Origin of the sequence: Streptomyces sp. NPDC048514 (assembly GCF_043199955.1) — a bacterium.
Lineage (GTDB): Bacteria > Actinomycetota > Actinomycetes > Streptomycetales > Streptomycetaceae > Streptomyces.
The window spans coordinates 124499-139428 of sequence record NZ_JBICWT010000014.1 but is presented as its reverse complement, the minus strand read 5'-3'; the positions used below and the strand labels follow the sequence as shown (position 1 = coordinate 139428).

Here is a 14930-nt window from a genome sequence, read left to right as displayed (position 1 = left end):
GGCCGACTTGATTTGTACCGTCTCGTCAGATCATGCCGGACGGCCGCCCTCCTCGCCTGCCCCACCCGGCACTTCCTGAAGCCCGTGGCGCGCCTCGGCCGCCCGCTCGGCGGCGATCCGCCGGTGCTCGGCCGCCTTGCGCTCGTGGATCCCGGCCATGCGCAGGTGGTACGCCGGGTCGTCCTGCTCGTAGATGTCCGGGATGCCGTCGAGGTCCTCGTCCCGGTCCTCCTCCTCGCACAGACGGCGGTACTTGGCGTTGCGGACCTTGAGCAGCACCGTCGCGCACACCGCCGCTATCAGTGATCCGGTGAGCACCGCCGCCTTCACCTCACCGGTGAGGAGGTCGTCGCCGACGAAGGCCAGTTCGCTGATGAGCAGCGACACGGTGAAGCCGATCCCGGCGAGGGAGGCCACCGCGAAGACGTCCGCCCAGGCGAGGTCGTCGCTGAGCGAGGCCCGGGTGAAGCGGGCGGTCAGCCAGGTGCCGCCGAAGATGCCGATCGTCTTGCCGACGACCAGGCCGAGGACGACGCCGAGCGTCTCCGGCTGGGTGAACACGCCCCCGAGCGCCCCGCCGGTCACCGACACCCCGGCGCTGAACAGCGCGAACAGCGGCACCGCGAGCCCCGCCGACAGGGGCCGCACCTGGTGCTCGATGCGCTCGGCCGGCGAGTGCTCCTCGCCCTCCCGGGTGGTGCAGCGCAGCATGAGGCCCATCGCCACGCCGGCGATGGTGGCGTGCACCCCGCTGTTGTACATCAGCGCCCAGATCACCAGGGCGAGCGGCACGTACACGTACCAGCCGCGGACGCCCTTGCGCAGCAGCAGCCAGAAGACCAGCAGACCTGCGACGGCGCCGCCGAGCGCCGCGAAGTCCAGCCGGTCGGTGAAGAAGACCGCGATGATCAGGATCGCGAACAGGTCGTCGACGACGGCCAGGGTGAGCAGGAAGGCGCGCAGGGCGCTGGGGAGGGCGGTGCCGATGACCGCGAGGACGGCGAGCGCGAAGGCGATGTCGGTGGCGGTGGGCACCGCCCAGCCCTGTGTGGAGCCGCGCCCGGCGAGGTTGGTCAGGGTGTAGACGAGCGCCGGTACGGCCATGCCGCACAGCGCGGCCACCACGGGCAGCACGGCCGCCCTGGGTTCGCGCAGGTCCCCGGCGACCAGCTCGCGCTTGAGTTCGATGCCGGCGACGAAGAAGAACACCGCGAGGAGGCCGTCCGCGGCCCAGTGGGCGACGGACAGGTCCAGGCCGAGGGCGCCGGGCCCGAAGTGGAGGTGGCTGACCGTCGTGTAGCTGTGCCGCAGGGCCGGAATGTTCGCCCAGATCAGCGCGGTGACTGCGGCGCAGAGCAGCAGGACGCCGCCGACGGTCTCGGTGCGCAGCGTGTCCGCGACGTAGGTCCGCTCGGGCAGGGACAGGCGTCCGAAGACCTTGCGGCGGGAGAGCGGGCTGCGGGGCGCGGGCACGGTGGGGACCTCCGGTGGCTGGACAGGGCGGCTCACATGCCGACCAGACTTCCCGGCGCACCTGTGGTTCTTCGCGCGTTCTTGACGCCCTCATTACCCTACCCAACCGGGTCGGCGGCCGGAACCGGTGATCCTCACGTTAGACGCGCAAGGGGCACCGGGCGCGTCGTCGCCCGGTGCCCCCGCAGAGCCCGTGGAACCCGCAGTGCCCGTCGAGGGGCCCCGCGGTGCCGGTCAGTCCTCGCTCGGCGCCGCCGGGAGCTTGGCCTGGATGAGATCCATGACCGCGGAGTCCGTCAGCGTGGTGACGTCACCGAGCTGCCGGTTCTCGGCCACGTCGCGCAGCAGCCGGCGCATGATCTTGCCGGACCGGGTCTTGGGCAGTTCCGCCACCGGCAGGATCCGCTTGGGCTTGGCGATCGGGCCGAGCGTGGCGCCGACGTGGTCGCGCAGCTCGCCGACGAGCGTCTCGGTCTCCGACGCCGTGCCGCGCAGGATGACGAAGGCGACGATGGCCTGCCCGGTGGTCTGGTCGGCGGCACCGACGACGGCCGCCTCGGCGACCGAGGGGTGGGAGACCAGCGCCGACTCGACCTCGGTGGTGGAGATGTTGTGCCCGGACACGAGCATGACGTCGTCGACCCGGCCGAGCAGCCAGATGTCGCCGTCGTCGTCCTTCTTGGCGCCGTCACCGGCGAAGTACTTGCCCGGGAAGCGGGACCAGTAGGTGTCGATGAACCGCTGGTCGTCGCCCCAGATGGTGCGCAGCATCGACGGCCACGGCTCGGTCAGCACCAGGTAGCCACCGCCGCCGTTGGGCACCTCGTTCGCCTCGTCGTCCACGACGGTCGCGCTGATGCCGGGCAGCGGACGCTGTGCGGAGCCGGGCTTGGCCTCGGTGACGCCCGGCAGCGGCGAGATCATCATCGCGCCGGTCTCGGTCTGCCACCAGGTGTCCACGACGGGCGTGGCGTCGGCGCCGATCTGCTTGCGGTACCAGATCCACGCCTCGGGGTTGATGGGCTCGCCGACCGAGCCCAGGACACGCAGGCTGCTCAGGTCGAACTTGGCGGGGATGTCGTCGCCCCACTTCATGAACGTGCGGATCGCGGTCGGGGCCGTGTAGAGCACCGTGACCTTGTACTTCTGCACGATCTCCCAGAACCGGCCCTGGTGCGGGGTGTCCGGCGTGCCCTCGTACATGACCTGGGTCGCGCCGTTGGCGAGCGGCCCGTAGACGATGTACGAGTGCCCGGTGACCCAGCCGACGTCGGCCGTGCACCAGTAGACGTCCGTCTCCGGCTTGAGGTCGAAGACCGCCCAGTGGGTGTAGGCCGCCTGGGTGAGGTAGCCGCCGGAGGTGTGCAGGATGCCCTTCGGCTTACCCGTCGTGCCCGAGGTGTAGAGGATGAACAGCGGGTGCTCCGCCTCGAACGCCTCCGGGGTGTGCTCGGCGGACTGCCGCCCGACCAGCTCGTGCCACCACACGTCGCGCTCGCCGTTCCAGGCCACGTCCTGCCCGGTACGGCGCACGACGAGCACGTGCTCGACGTTCCCCGCCTTGTCGGCGGCCTCGTCGACGGCGGGCTTGAGCGCGGACGGTTTGCCGCGCCGGTAACCGCCGTCGGAGGTGATGACGACCTTGGCGTCGGCGTCCTGGATGCGGGTCGCGAGCGCGTCCGCCGAGAAGCCGCCGAAGACGACCGAGTGGGCCGCGCCGATCCGGGCCGAGGCCAGCATCGCGATCGCGGTCTCCGGGATCATCGGCATGTAGATGGCGACCCGGTCGCCCTTGCGGACCCCCAGCTCCAGCAGGGCGTTGGCGGCCTTGGAGACCTCGTCCTTCAGCTCCGCGTAGGTGATCGAGCGGCTGTCGCCGGGCTCACCCTCGAAGTGGATGGCGACGCGGTCCCCGTGCCCGGCCTCCACATGCCGGTCCACGCAGTTGTACGCGACGTTCAGCTCGCCGTCCTTGAACCACTTGGCGAACGGCGGGTTCGACCAGTCCAGCGTCTCGGCAGGCGCCTTGGCCCAGGTCAGCCGGCGGGCCTGCTCGGCCCAGAAGCCGAGCCTGTCAGCCTTGGCCTGTTCGTACGCCTCCCCGGTGACGTTGGCTTGCGCGGCCAGGCCGGCCGGGGGCGCGAACCTGCGTTCTTCCTTGAGCAGGTTGGCCAGGCTCTCGTTGCTCACGACATCTCCCTTTCCAAGGGTGTCCGTTGTGTCCCAGACCACAGCTCATCAGACGTGGGGGGCCGATGACAAGGGTCGACCGGAAAATTGGTTTAGACCTGTCCGTCGGTCCGCCTCTCATGCCGGGCCATCCGCCCCCCTTCCTGCAGCGATTCCTCACGCGACTCCTTCGGAGACGGCCCCGGCCACGTCCTCGCCGGCGCCTTCCGCGGCACGCTCGGGGCCCTCCTCACCGCCGCCGGTGACGCTCTCGAAGACCGCGCCCTGACCCGTTCCCGCGAGCAGATACGCCTGTGCCTCGCCCACGTGGAAGTACATGCCGTGCAGCTCCAGGCCGCCTTCGGCCAGCGCCCGGGCGACCGGTGCGTGCGCCCGCAGATGATCCAGCTGCTGGACCACGTTGGTCAGGCACAGCTGCTCCACCGCGTCCGCGACCGCCCGCCCGGACAGCCGGGGCCGGGCCCGGCGGTCGCCGGACGTCCGGGCGAGGCTCGGCAGCCCGTGCCGCAGCCACCGCCGCAACGGGGTGTCCTCGTCCATGTCCCGGTCGTCCTCCGCCAGCAGCGCCTGCATCGCCCCGCACCCGGAGTGCCCGCACACGGTGATGGAGCGGATCCCGAGCACGTCCACCGCGTACTCGATGGCGGCGGCCACCGAGTCGTCTCCGTGCTCCTCGCCCGGCGGCGGCACCAGGTTGCCGACGTTGCGGACGACGAACAGGTCACCGGGACCACTGGCGGTGATCATCGACGTGACGAGCCGGGAGTCGGCGCAGGTGAGGAAGAGCTGGGAGGGCTGCTGACCGTCCCGCGCCAGCCGGGCCAGCTCCTCCCGCACCAGCGGAGCGGTGTTCCGCTGGAACGAGCTGATGCCACGGGCCAGTTCCTGCGCCGCCGACCGGCCCGGCGCTGCCCGCACCGCCGCGGCCGTGACAGCTCCGGCGAAGCAGGACTGGTGATTGCGCCAGGGTGTCCAGGGCCGGCACCGGCACTCGGCGGACGAGGCCGGCTCGGCGGTCCGGATTCCGCCGCGCCGGCCCGACAGCTCGGCCGTGCCACCCCGCGCGGTGTGGGCGTTGCGCCAGTCCTGCAGCGACTCGTACGCCGCGTGGTCCATGAACGAGCCGCTCAGCTCCACGACCGCGTGGGCGCCTTGGGGTACGAGATGCAGGGTCCTGCTGAGCCGCGGCACCGCGAGGAACGTCAACTGGCCTCTGACACGTACGTGATGGGCTCCTTCCTTCTCTTCATGGGTGATGCGGGTGCGGGTGAGGCGGTGCAGGGCGACGGCGACCGCCACGGCGACCCCGAGGAGCACGCCCTCCAGGACACCGAGGAACACCACGCCGAGGGTGGTCGCGACGTAGACCGGCACTTCGCGGTGCCGCGTCACCGTGCGGATGTGGTGCAGGGACACCATCTGGATGCCGACGGCCATCACCAGGGCGGCGAGTGAGGCGAGCGGGATCGCCTCCAGGACCGGGACCATCAGCAGCGCAGCGACTACTACGAGAACGCCGTGCAGCATCGTGGAGTTCCGGCTCACGGCACCGGAGTTCACATTCGAGGTGCTGCGCACGGCCACCCCTGCCACGGGCAGGCCGCCCAGCGCCCCGGAGACGATGTTCGCGGCGCCCTGGCCCAGCAGTTCCCGGTCCAGATCGGAACGTCCGACGCGGGACTGCGGACCCGGGCGGCCCGCGACCAGCTTGTCCACGGCCACCGCTCCGAGCAGGGACTGGACGCTGCACACCAGGGTGGTGGTGAGTACGGCGGCCACGACGCCGAGCACCGGCCCTTCGGGCAGTCCGGCCAGTGCGTGACTGCGCCAGGACGGCAGTTCGACCCTGGGCAGGGTCAGGCCGGCGAGCGCGGCGATCGCGGTGGCCCCGGCGACGGCGACGAGGGCGGCCGGCACCTTGCGAAGCTGCTTGCCGGCGCGGCCGGGGATGCGCGGCCAGGCCAGCAGCAGGACCAGGGTCACGGTGCTCATGGACACGGCGGCCGGATGCAGATGAGCCAACTGGGCCGGCAGCGCGCGCAGATTGGCGAGGACGGAGCTGTCCGGACTGCCGCCGAGGACGATGTGCAGCTGGGCGACGGCGATGGTGATGCCGATGCCGGCGAGCATGCCGTGCACCACGGCCGGGCTGACGGCGAGCGCACCGCGGGCCACGCGCAGACAGCCGAGGCCGAGCTGGGCGAGGCCGGCGAGGACGGTGATGCCGCAGGTCGTCCGCCAGCCGTAGCGGTGGATCAGATCGGCGGTGACGACGGTGAGCCCGGCGGCGGGGCCGCTGACCTGCAGCGGGCAGCCGCCGAGCCGGCCGGCGACGATGCCGCCCACGGCCGCGGCGACAAGGCCTGCCTGGAGCGGGGCGCCGGTGGCGAGGGCGATGCCGAGGGACAGTGGCAGGGCGATCAGGAAGACCGCGACGGCGGCCGACACGTCGGCGCCCTCGACGGGGAGGCTGCGGTGTCGCCCCGGTGCGGGGCCGTGCGGTGGCGGGGGGTGCTGGATGTGTGGGGGTGCGCAGGCTGAGGGCATGTTCCCGTCTCCTCCGGGGCGGCGCGGTCGCGGACTGGATGGGACCCGCGCCGATGGGCGCGGCTCGGTCGCGGCCGTGGGTCACGGCGTTCAGTGGCGGGATGGATCAACGCTCGGTAAATGAACCGTAATGCAAAGTAAAGACAAGGCATAACTTTCCGGTGCAAATGGAGCAGTAGATGGGTCGCCCGGGTGAAGTGGGCATTTCATCGGCTTGTCGTATTAATTCCTTCTCGGTCCCGTGCGACCTTGGCGACGCTGTCGGGACAAGCCCGGCACATCACCTGAAAAGGCCCCTCGTCAGCGCTCGTCGGAGAGAAGGAAGAAGGTGGGGCGGGAGATGGCCGCCACCCAGAGAATCGCCGTCGGTGCCATGGTTGCCACGGCCTGTGCCGCGTCACTCGCCGGTTGTGCGACCGGCTCCAACGGCTCGAAGGAAGGAGCGTCCGGCCCGCAGCAGGGGGCGCCGGCGCCCAACAGCGTGCTCCGTCTGCTCGGTGACGGGTCCACCGCGTACACCGGTGGGCAGCCGCACCTGCCCACGCCCGCGCGGCTGGAACCCGGCGCCAAACCCCCGCAGTTCGTGGTGTTCTCCTGGGACGGGGCGGGCGAGGACAGCCAGAAGCTGTTCTCCCACTTCCGTAAGGTCGCCAGGGAGAACAACGCCACGATGACGTACTTCCTCAGCGGCGTGTACACGTTGCCGGAGGAGAAGCGCGATCTCTACAAGCCTCCGCAGCACCCACAGGGCAGCTCGGACATCGGCTTCAACGACAAGCAGGGCATCGCCGACACCCTCAAGCAGGTGCGGCTGGCCTGGCTCGAGGGCAACGAGATCGGCACCCACTTCAACGGCCACTTCTGCGGTCCCGACGGCGGCGTCGGTGAATGGTCGGTGGCCGAGTGGAAGAGTGAGATCGCCCAGGCCAAGCAGTTCGTGAAGTCCTGGAAGACCAATGCCGGCATGTCGAAGGCCGCCCCGCTGCCCTTCGACTACGACAAGGAGCTGATCGGCGGCAGGACCCCCTGCCTTGAAGGGCAGAAGAACTTCATGAAGGCCGCCCGCCAGCTGAACTTCCGCTACGACTCCAGCGGTGTCAACGACCAGGTGTGGCCGAAGAAGAAGGAAGGCCTGTGGGACCTGTCGATGCAGCTGGTGCCGTTCCCCGGCCACACCTATGAGCAGTTGACCATGGACTACAACTTCATGGTCAACCAGTCCGGCACCGAGACCCAGGGCGACCCGGACAAGTTCGACTACTGGGGTGACCAGATGCGCGACGGTCTGATCAAGGGCTTCTACCGCGCCTACGACGGCAACCGGGCCCCGCTGATCATCGGCAACCACTTCGAGTCGTGGAACGGCGGCACCTACATGCGCGCCATCGACGAGGTGGTGCGGGAGGTGTGCAACAAGCCCGAGGTGCGCTGCGTCTCCTTCCACCAGCTGGCCGACTGGCTGGACGCCCAGGATCCGGCGACCCTGAAGCGGCTGCGCACCCTGGAGGTGGGCGAGGCACCCCGGCAGGGCTGGGCGTCCTTCCTCTCCGGGAGCCCGGCTCCGGCGCCCAAGGGCGTCCCCGGGGCGCCGGCGGTCAAGCAGTAGGCGTCACACGGCCGTTGCCACGCCCTCGCCGAGCACGAAACCGGGGTCGACCTGCGCCGCCAGGTCGACCCCGGTGCGCTCGTTGCCCCAGGCCTCGGCGTTCTTCAGGTGGAAGTGCACCATCTGGCGCGTGTACCGCTCCCAGTCCCGCAGCTCGTACGTGGCGTCCGCGGCGGCCCGAAGCGTCTGCAGCGCACGGGAGTTGGCCTCCTCCAGGAGGTCGAAGCGCGGTGGGCGGCCCTTCTCCATGGCGCGCACCCAGTCCGAGCGGCCGACCGTCACGAGCAGGTCGTCCCCGACCTCCGAGCGCAGGAAGTCGATGTCGTCCTGTTCCTGGATCTTGTTGCCGACGACCTTCAGGGCGACGCCGAAGTCGCGGGCGTAGTCCTTGTACTGGCGGTAGACGGAGACCCCCTTGCGTGTCGGCTCGGCGATGAGGAACGTCATGTCGAAGCGGGTGAACATGCCGGAGGCGAAGGAGTCCGAACCGGCCGTCATGTCGACCACCACGTACTCGTCGGGGCCGTCGACGAGGTGGTTCAGGAACAGCTCCACCGCTCCCGTCTTGGAGTGGTAGCAGGCGACCCCCAGGTCGGCGTCCGTGAAGGGGCCAGTGACCATCAAACGGACGGCACCGCCGTCGAGTTCCACCGGGCGCGCGCAGGCGTCGTAGACCGGATTGGGCTCCCGCACCCGGACCAGTCGCGAACCCTCGCCGGGCGGGGTCGTCTTGATCATCGTCGTGCCGGAGGGGATGCGCGGATTGCCGCCGCGCAGATAGTCCTTGATCAGCGGCAGCCGTTCGCCCATGGCCGGCAGGGCCGCCGCCTCCGACTCGGTGAGGCCGAGCGCGGGGCCGAGGTGCTGGTTGATGTCCGCGTCGATGGCGACCACCGGGGCGCCGCCGGCCGCGAGGTGGCGGATGAAGAGGGAGGAGAGCGTCGTCTTGCCGCTGCCGCCCTTCCCGACGAAAGCAATTTTCATGTTCACCAAGCGTAGTCGTACAGTAGCTGTACGTGGCATATGGAGTGAAGAAGACCACTCCTTCGTGGGGCCCGCCCGGGGGAATGCGTAATGTCGTACTCATGAGTACGACAGGTGCGACCGCCGATCCGCTCGCGGCCCTGGGCTTGCTGCCCTCGGTTGCCGGTTCCGTGGAATCCGTGCGCAAGGCCGTGGACCGGGTGTACGGGCACCGGATCATGCGGCGCCGCAGCAATGCGATCACTTCGGAAGCGGCTCTGCGCGCCGCCCGCGGCTCCGCGGCGCTGTCCGGCGCGGACTGGGCCCTGGAGGAGGTGCGTCGCCGCACCGACTTCGGCGCCGAGGCCGAGGCGCGCGTCGTAGGGGCGTCCCTGCGGCTGACGGCCGAGGCGGGCCAGCTGCTGTCCATCTGGCGGCAGTCGCCGCTGCGCGTGCTGGCCCGGCTGCACCTGGTCGCAGCGGCGAGCCAGGATGAGCGGGTGGGCAGGCCGCGGCAGGCCGGCGAGACGGTCGAAGAGCCGCTGGTCGAGCTGCCGCTGCCGGACGCCCGTGAGGTCTCCGGCCGCCTCGAGGGGCTGGCCGACCTGATCATCGCGGGGACGTCCGCGCCGGCGCTGGTGACGGCCGCCGTGGTACACGGCGAGCTGCTCGCGCTGCGCCCCTTCGTGTCCCACAACGGTCTGATCGCCCGCGCGGCCGAGCGGATCGTGCTGATCGGCAGCGGCCTCGATCCGAAGGCGGTCTGCCCGGCCGAGGTCGGCCACGCCGAACTGGGCCGCGCCTCCTATCTCGCCGCACTCGACGGGTACGTCTCGGGCACCCCCGAGGGCATGGCCGCCTGGATCGCCCACTGCGGCCGGGCGGTCGAGCTGGGTGTCCGTGAGTCGACGGCGGTGTGCGAGGCGCTGCAGCGCGGCGCGGCCTGAGGGGAGCAGTCCGCGAGAAGTGACGGCCCGAGGTCCCGTGAGGGGCGGCGGAGACGGGGAAGGCCCCCGCGAGGGGGCCTGAACAGGGTTGCGGCGGTACGAGTTCTCGTACCGCCGCTGGCATGTTCACCGGGTTACCAAGCGTCCTCGAATATGTGCCCATCAGGTCGGGATGCTTTGCCCGTGGCCTGGTGCGGCTGGCCCGTAATCGACGGGTCGACGTCGCGTGGGTGCTCGATGTCCATGCAAGGGTCCGTAGGGCCAAGTGCGTAGTGACAGGTGATCCTCGCGGATGTCCTTTGGTCTCGCGGGCCTTGAGTCCTTTGTACTGCAAGCCGGGAGCAAGCGGAACCCCTGCTTGCAGTTCTTTACTTTCGGCGGCAAACAGGGGTGAAACGGGCACCCTTCAGGCGATGCCCCCGCGGCGCCTGTTGGTGTACCAGACGAGGCCGGCGGTCGCCGCCGCCGCTCCTATGGCCGCCGCCGCTACGAGGGCCGGCCGGGGCGGAACGGAGAGCGAGGGCAGCCGCTTCTTGAGCGGGACCGGGCGGCGGAACTCGAGGACCGGCCAGCCGCGCGCCATCGCCTCGCGGCGCAGTGCGCGGTCCGGGTTCACCGCGTGCGGGCTCCCGACCGCCTGGAGCATCGGCAGGTCGGTCGCGGAGTCGCTGTAGGCGAAACAGCGATCGAGGTCGTAGCCCTCGGACACCGCCAGTTCCCTGATCGCCTCGGCCTTGGTCGGGCCGTACGCGTAGTACTCCACCTCCCCGGTGAAGCAGCCGTCCTCGCCGACGATCATGCGGGTGGCCACCACCCGGTCCGCGCCGAGCAGCTCACCGATCGGTTCGACCACCTCGGCGCCGGAGGTGGACACGATCACCACGTCCCGCCCGGCCGTGTGGTGCTCTTCGATGAGGGATGCCGCCTCGTCGTAGATGATCGGGTCGATCAGGTCGTGCAGGGTCTCGGCGACGATCTCCCGCACCTGCCGGACGTTCCAGCCGCGGCACAGGTCGGACAGATACTCGCGCATGCGCTCCATCTGGTCGTGGTCCAGGCCGCCGGCCAGGAAGACGAACTGGGCGTATGCGGTACGCAACGCGGCCCTGCGGCTGATCAGCCCGCCTTGGTAGAAGGACTTGCTGAAGGTGAGCGTGCTCGACTTCGCAATGACCGTCTTGTCCAGGTCAAAGAAGGCTGCTGCGCGAGGCAAGGAGTGGTTTTCCACGACCCTGAGCATAGGCGCCCACCATTCGGCGTAAGGTGGGGCGTGTGGGTTTGCCTGAGAGGCCTCTCGGGTACACCATGGAAGTCACGGATCGTTCGCGACCGTGCTAACCCGGCCCGACTCCTCCCCCCCCGAGTTGGGCCGTGGGGACGACCCCCGCTCTCCCCCCCGGCGGGGGTCGTCGCATGTCCGGGTGGGTTTTCTCGCTCCTCCCCTTTCCCTCGCGTGGCCCTGTGGGCGGCGTCGTGACGCTTCCGGCGCTATCTTGACGTGACCATGATTGGCTACTCCCGGTAATCGCGAGATTGCTCTATGGAAGTCGCACAGCGGTCAGTACAGGGGTCACCGGTATGGGTGACGGCGATATTCACAGCCCCGGAGTTGTCCACCGTTTTCCACCAAGATCCACACGATTTCGAGGATCGCTGCACCGTGATTCCAGCGACTCCGGACGGCGGCCGGTTCATGGCCGGTTCCGATTGCCGGAGCGCGTATGGCCGGTTCGTATCGGCCGCTCATATGGAGGCCGCTCGCCGGTTCTTCACAACACCGGGAATCGCGCGGCCGGGAGCTGCGCGGACCACGCAGCGAAGGGGGACCACACGTGACCGGAACCGTCACCCACGACCCGCCGCCCATCGGCGAGGAGCGGCCCGGACGCCCGCTCATCCTCACCGAGGACGCCGAACTCCTCGACGATCTGCTGCGCCTGTGCGCGGCCGCCGGCGTCACACCCGAGGTGCATCCACGCGTGCCGGACACCGGCGACGGCTGGACAGCGGCCCCGCTCGTGCTGGTCGGCGACGACGTCGCCCGCCGGGCCCACGGTGCCCCGCGGCGGCGCGGAGTGGTGCTGATCGGCCGCGACCAGGACGACTCGGAGGTGTGGAAACGAGCCGTGCTGATCGGCGCCGACCACGTCCTGATGCTGCCCGACGGAGAGCAGTGGCTGGTCGACCGCATCGCCGACGTCGCCGAAGGAGCCGGCCGCCCCGCCCTCACCGTCGGGGTGATCGGCGGCCGGGGTGGAGCCGGCGCGTCCACGCTCGCGTGCGCGCTCGCCGTCACCTCCGCGCGCGAGGGACTGCGCACCCTGCTCGTGGACGCGGATCCGCTGGGCGGCGGACTCGACGTCCTGCTCGGGGGCGAGAGCGCCGACGGACTGCGCTGGCCCGCCTTCGCCGCCTCCCGCGGCCGGGTCGGCGGCGGCGCGCTGGAGGAGTCCCTGCCGGAACTGCACGCTTTGCGGGTGCTCAGCTGGGACCGCGGAGACTGCGTCGCCGTCCCGGCCCAGGCGGTGCGCGCGGTCCTCGCCGCCGCCCGCCGGCGCGGCGGCACGGTCGTGGTCGACCTGCCCCGCCGCCTCGACGACGGCGTCGCCGAAGCCCTCGCCCAGCTCGACCTCGCGCTGCTCGTCGTCCCCGCCGAACTGCGGGCGGTCGCGGCCGCCGGACGGGTCGCCTCCGCCGTCGGCATGGTCGTGCGCGATGTCCGGATCGCGGTCCGCGGACCGTACGCGCCCGGCCTCGACGGCCGCGAGGTGGCCAGGCTGCTCGACCTGCCGCTGGCCGGCGAGGTGCCCGTCGAACCGGGACTGCTGCGCCCCCAGGGCGCAGCGAAACCACCGGCGGCGACCGGACGTGGCCCCTTGGCCCGCTTCTGCGTGGACTTCTGGGAGCGGGCCCTGGCCGAGGCGGGAGGCGCCCGATGACCCTCCCCGGACTCGACCGGACCGACGGCGCGGCCCTGCTCGACGGTGTCCGCCGCCGCCTCGCCGAGAGCGGCGCGGAACCCACTCCCGCGCGCGTGGCACAGGCACTGCGGGAGCAGGGCCGGGTGCTCGGCGACGCCGAGGTCCTCGGTGCCGCCCGGCAGCTGAGGTCCGAACTCGTCGGCGCCGGCCCCCTGGAGCCGTTGCTCGCCGACCCGCACGTCACCGATGTCCTGGTGTCGGCGCCGGACCGGGTGTGGGTGGACCGCGGCGGCGGCCTGGAACCGACACCGGTGGCCTTCCCGGACGCGGCGGCCGTACGGCGCCTCGCGCAACGGCTGGCCGCCGTGGCCGGGCGCCGCCTGGACGACGCCCGGCCCTGGGTGGACGCCCGCCTGCCCGACGGGACCCGGCTGCACGCGGTGCTGCCCCCCGTCGCCGTCGGCTGCACCTGCCTGTCCCTGCGGGTGGTACGGCCCCGGGCGTTCACGCTGGAGGAGCTGGTGGAGGCGGGCACCGTGCCGCCGGGCGGCGACCGGATCCTGCGGGACCTGCTGGCGGCCCGGCTGTCCTTTCTCGTCAGCGGCGGCACCGGGAGCGGCAAGACGACCCTGCTCAGCGCTCTGCTGGGGCTGATCGGACCGGGCGAGCGGATCGTGCTGGCCGAGGACTCGGCCGAGCTGCGACCGGACCACCCGCACGTGGTCCGGCTGGAGACCCGGCCCGCCAATCAGGAGGGCGCCGGGCAGGTCACCCTGGAGGACCTGGTCCGGCAGGCGCTGCGGATGCGGCCCGACCGGCTCGTCGTCGGCGAGGTGCGCGGACCCGAGGTCGTCCATCTGCTCGCGGCCCTGAACACCGGTCATGAGGGCGGATGTTGCACGGTACACGCCAATGCCGCCGCGGACGTGCCGGCCCGCCTGGAGGCGCTGGCCACGGCGGCCGGACTCGACCGGGCCGCGTTGCACAGCCAGTTGGCCGCCGCCTTGTCGGTGCTGCTGCACCTCGTGCGTGACCGGTCCGGACGGCGCCGGATCGCCGAGGTCCACGTGCTGGAGCGGGACTCCACGGGCCTGGTGCGGACGCTGCCCGCGCTGCGCTGGGGCGAGCGGGCCTTCGCGCGGGAGCGCGGCTGGGAGCGGCTGGAGCGACTGCTCGCCGGCTCGGCGGCCCGGATGGGCGACGGGGCCGATGGGAGGGGTGACGGGGGTGATCGGTGAGACGTCCATGGGTGCCGCGCTGATCTGCCTGGCCGCGGTGGCCTGGCTGCTGGGCGACCGGCACCACGGGATGCGGCGGGCGCGGCTGCTCCTCGCGGGCGGCGCAGCGGTGGCCGTGGGGCCGCCCTCATGGCAGGAGTTCCTCGCCGAGCCGCGACGACTGCTCGGACGGCTGGGTGCCGAGTGGTGGGCGCTCGCGGCCGGGGTGCTGCTGGCGCTGCTCGGGGCCTCGGTCATTCCGGTCGCCGTGGGGGCGGCCGGGGTGCCGGTGCTGCGGCGGATGCGCCGGGCCCGGCAGGCCAGGCGGGCCCGCGAACAGCACGCGGACGCGGTGATCGCCCTGTGCGGGGCCCTCGCCGGGGAGGTGCGCGCGGGGCGACAGCCCGGTGAGGCGCTGCTGCGGGCCGCAGGGGACTCCGGCGGACTCGGCGAGGCACTGCTGCGGGCCGCGGGGGACCCCGGTGGTCTCGGCGAGGCCCGGGCGGCGGTGGTCGCCGCGGCCCGGTTCGGCGGGGACGTGCCCGGCGCGCTGGCGGTGGTGGCCCGGCAACCGGGTGCCGAAGGCCTGCTCGGGCTGGCCGCGTGCTGGCGGGTGGCCGTGGACCAGGGAGCGGGCCTCGCGGCCGGCCTGGACCGGCTGGAGGCGGCCCTGCGTGCCGAACGGGACCAACGCGCCGACCTCCGGGCCCAGTTGTCCGGAGCCAGGGCGACCGCACTGCTGCTCGCCGCGCTGCCGGCCCTCGGCCTTCTGCTGGGCGCGGCCATGGGCGCCGACCCGCTGCACGTGCTCCTGCACACCGGTGCCGGCCTCGGCTGCCTGACGGCCGGAGCGGTGTTCGAGGCGGCCGGCCTGTGGTGGGCGGCGCGGATCGTGGGGGGAGCGGAGGGCGTGTAGGGGGCTGGTGACGGCTGAGGCGGTGGCGGGGGCGGTGACCGTGGCGCTGTAAGGGGGGTTGCTGACGAATCGGGGGTTCGTGGCGGTGTGAGGGCTGGCTGACGGATCGGGGGTGTCCATGGGGTGTGAGGGGCTGGCTCGGACGGCGAT

Annotated in this window: 10 protein-coding genes; 5 read left to right on the top strand and 5 right to left on the bottom strand. The window is 71.8% G+C overall.

Annotated elements, in window-relative coordinates; genetic code table 11:
* Positions 1–30 precede the first annotated feature (30 nt).
* The 3 genes from nhaA to ACGFT2_RS29210 all read right to left on the bottom strand — a co-directional run bounded on the left by nhaA (position 31) and on the right by ACGFT2_RS29210 (position 6210).
* On the bottom strand, positions 31–1473 hold the full coding sequence (nhaA, locus tag ACGFT2_RS29220; RefSeq protein WP_393284035.1) for a Na+/H+ antiporter NhaA: 1443 nt from the start codon (positions 1471–1473) through the stop codon (positions 31–33).
* A gap of 234 nt (positions 1474–1707) precedes the next feature.
* A complete protein-coding gene (acs, locus tag ACGFT2_RS29215) occupies positions 1708–3663 on the bottom strand; it encodes an acetate--CoA ligase (protein WP_393283751.1) in 1956 nt (651 codons plus the stop codon).
* A gap of 156 nt (positions 3664–3819) precedes the next feature.
* Positions 3820–6210 carry a SulP family inorganic anion transporter gene (locus tag ACGFT2_RS29210; RefSeq protein WP_393283748.1) on the bottom strand — a complete coding sequence of 797 codons (2391 nt, stop codon included), beginning with the start codon at positions 6208–6210 and terminating at the stop codon, positions 3820–3822.
* A 340-nt stretch (positions 6211–6550) separates the two neighbouring features.
* Between ACGFT2_RS29210 and ACGFT2_RS29205 the strand changes: the two genes are divergently transcribed.
* Entirely contained in the window at positions 6551–7816 is a 1266-nt protein-coding gene (locus ACGFT2_RS29205; RefSeq protein WP_393283746.1) for a hypothetical protein, read from the top strand.
* Positions 7817–7819: 3 nt separating this feature from the next.
* On the opposite strand, the gene ACGFT2_RS29200 is transcribed toward ACGFT2_RS29205, so the two are convergent.
* Complete coding sequence (locus tag ACGFT2_RS29200; protein ID WP_393283744.1) at positions 7820–8800, bottom strand: ATP-binding protein; 981 nt, start codon at positions 8798–8800, stop codon at positions 7820–7822.
* 101 nt (positions 8801–8901) lie between these two features.
* On the opposite strand from ACGFT2_RS29200, the gene ACGFT2_RS29195 reads away from it, so the two are divergent.
* A complete protein-coding gene (locus ACGFT2_RS29195) occupies positions 8902–9726 on the top strand; it encodes an oxidoreductase (RefSeq protein WP_393283741.1) in 825 nt (274 codons plus the stop codon).
* Between the two features lie 406 nt (positions 9727–10132).
* Here ACGFT2_RS29195 and ACGFT2_RS29190 read toward each other — a convergent pair whose 3' ends face one another.
* Positions 10133–10966, bottom strand: a complete 834-nt coding sequence (locus ACGFT2_RS29190) for an HAD family hydrolase (protein ID WP_393283739.1) — start codon at positions 10964–10966, stop codon at positions 10133–10135.
* Positions 10967–11558: 592 nt separating this feature from the next.
* On the opposite strand from ACGFT2_RS29190, the gene ssd reads away from it, so the two are divergent.
* Genes ssd through ACGFT2_RS29175 form a run of 3 tightly spaced genes read left to right on the top strand, consistent with a single transcriptional unit; the run spans position 11559 to position 14780 of the window.
* Complete coding sequence (gene ssd / locus ACGFT2_RS29185; protein WP_393283736.1) at positions 11559–12665, top strand: septum site-determining protein Ssd; 1107 nt, start codon at positions 11559–11561, stop codon at positions 12663–12665.
* Positions 12662–13885 (top strand): TadA family conjugal transfer-associated ATPase, encoded by a 1224-nt coding sequence (locus tag ACGFT2_RS29180; RefSeq protein WP_393283733.1) that lies wholly within the window; start codon positions 12662–12664, stop codon positions 13883–13885. Before ssd ends, ACGFT2_RS29180 begins: the two co-directional genes overlap by 4 nt.
* A complete protein-coding gene (locus ACGFT2_RS29175) occupies positions 13857–14780 on the top strand; it encodes a type II secretion system F family protein (protein ID WP_393283730.1) in 924 nt (307 codons plus the stop codon). The genes ACGFT2_RS29180 and ACGFT2_RS29175 overlap by 29 nt, the downstream gene beginning before the upstream one ends.
* The last annotated feature ends 150 nt before the right edge of the window (positions 14781–14930 follow it).

Bases quoted from the DNA above. Each gene is read 5' to 3' on its own strand.
- ACGFT2_RS29210 (WP_393283748.1), bottom strand. From the start codon at position 6,210: ATGCCCTCAGCCTGCGCACCCCCACACATCCAGCACCCCCCGCCACCG.
- ACGFT2_RS29205 (WP_393283746.1), top strand. From the start codon at position 6,551: ATGGCCGCCACCCAGAGAATCGCCGTCGGTGCCATGGTTGCCACGGCC.
- ACGFT2_RS29200 (WP_393283744.1), bottom strand. From the start codon at position 8,800: ATGAAAATTGCTTTCGTCGGGAAGGGCGGCAGCGGCAAGACGACGCTC.
- ACGFT2_RS29195 (WP_393283741.1), top strand. From the start codon at position 8,902: ATGAGTACGACAGGTGCGACCGCCGATCCGCTCGCGGCCCTGGGCTTG.
- ACGFT2_RS29190 (WP_393283739.1), bottom strand. From the start codon at position 10,966: ATGCTCAGGGTCGTGGAAAACCACTCCTTGCCTCGCGCAGCAGCCTTC.
- ACGFT2_RS29180 (WP_393283733.1), top strand. From the start codon at position 12,662: ATGACCCTCCCCGGACTCGACCGGACCGACGGCGCGGCCCTGCTCGAC.
- ACGFT2_RS29175 (WP_393283730.1), top strand. From the start codon at position 13,857: ATGGGAGGGGTGACGGGGGTGATCGGTGAGACGTCCATGGGTGCCGCG.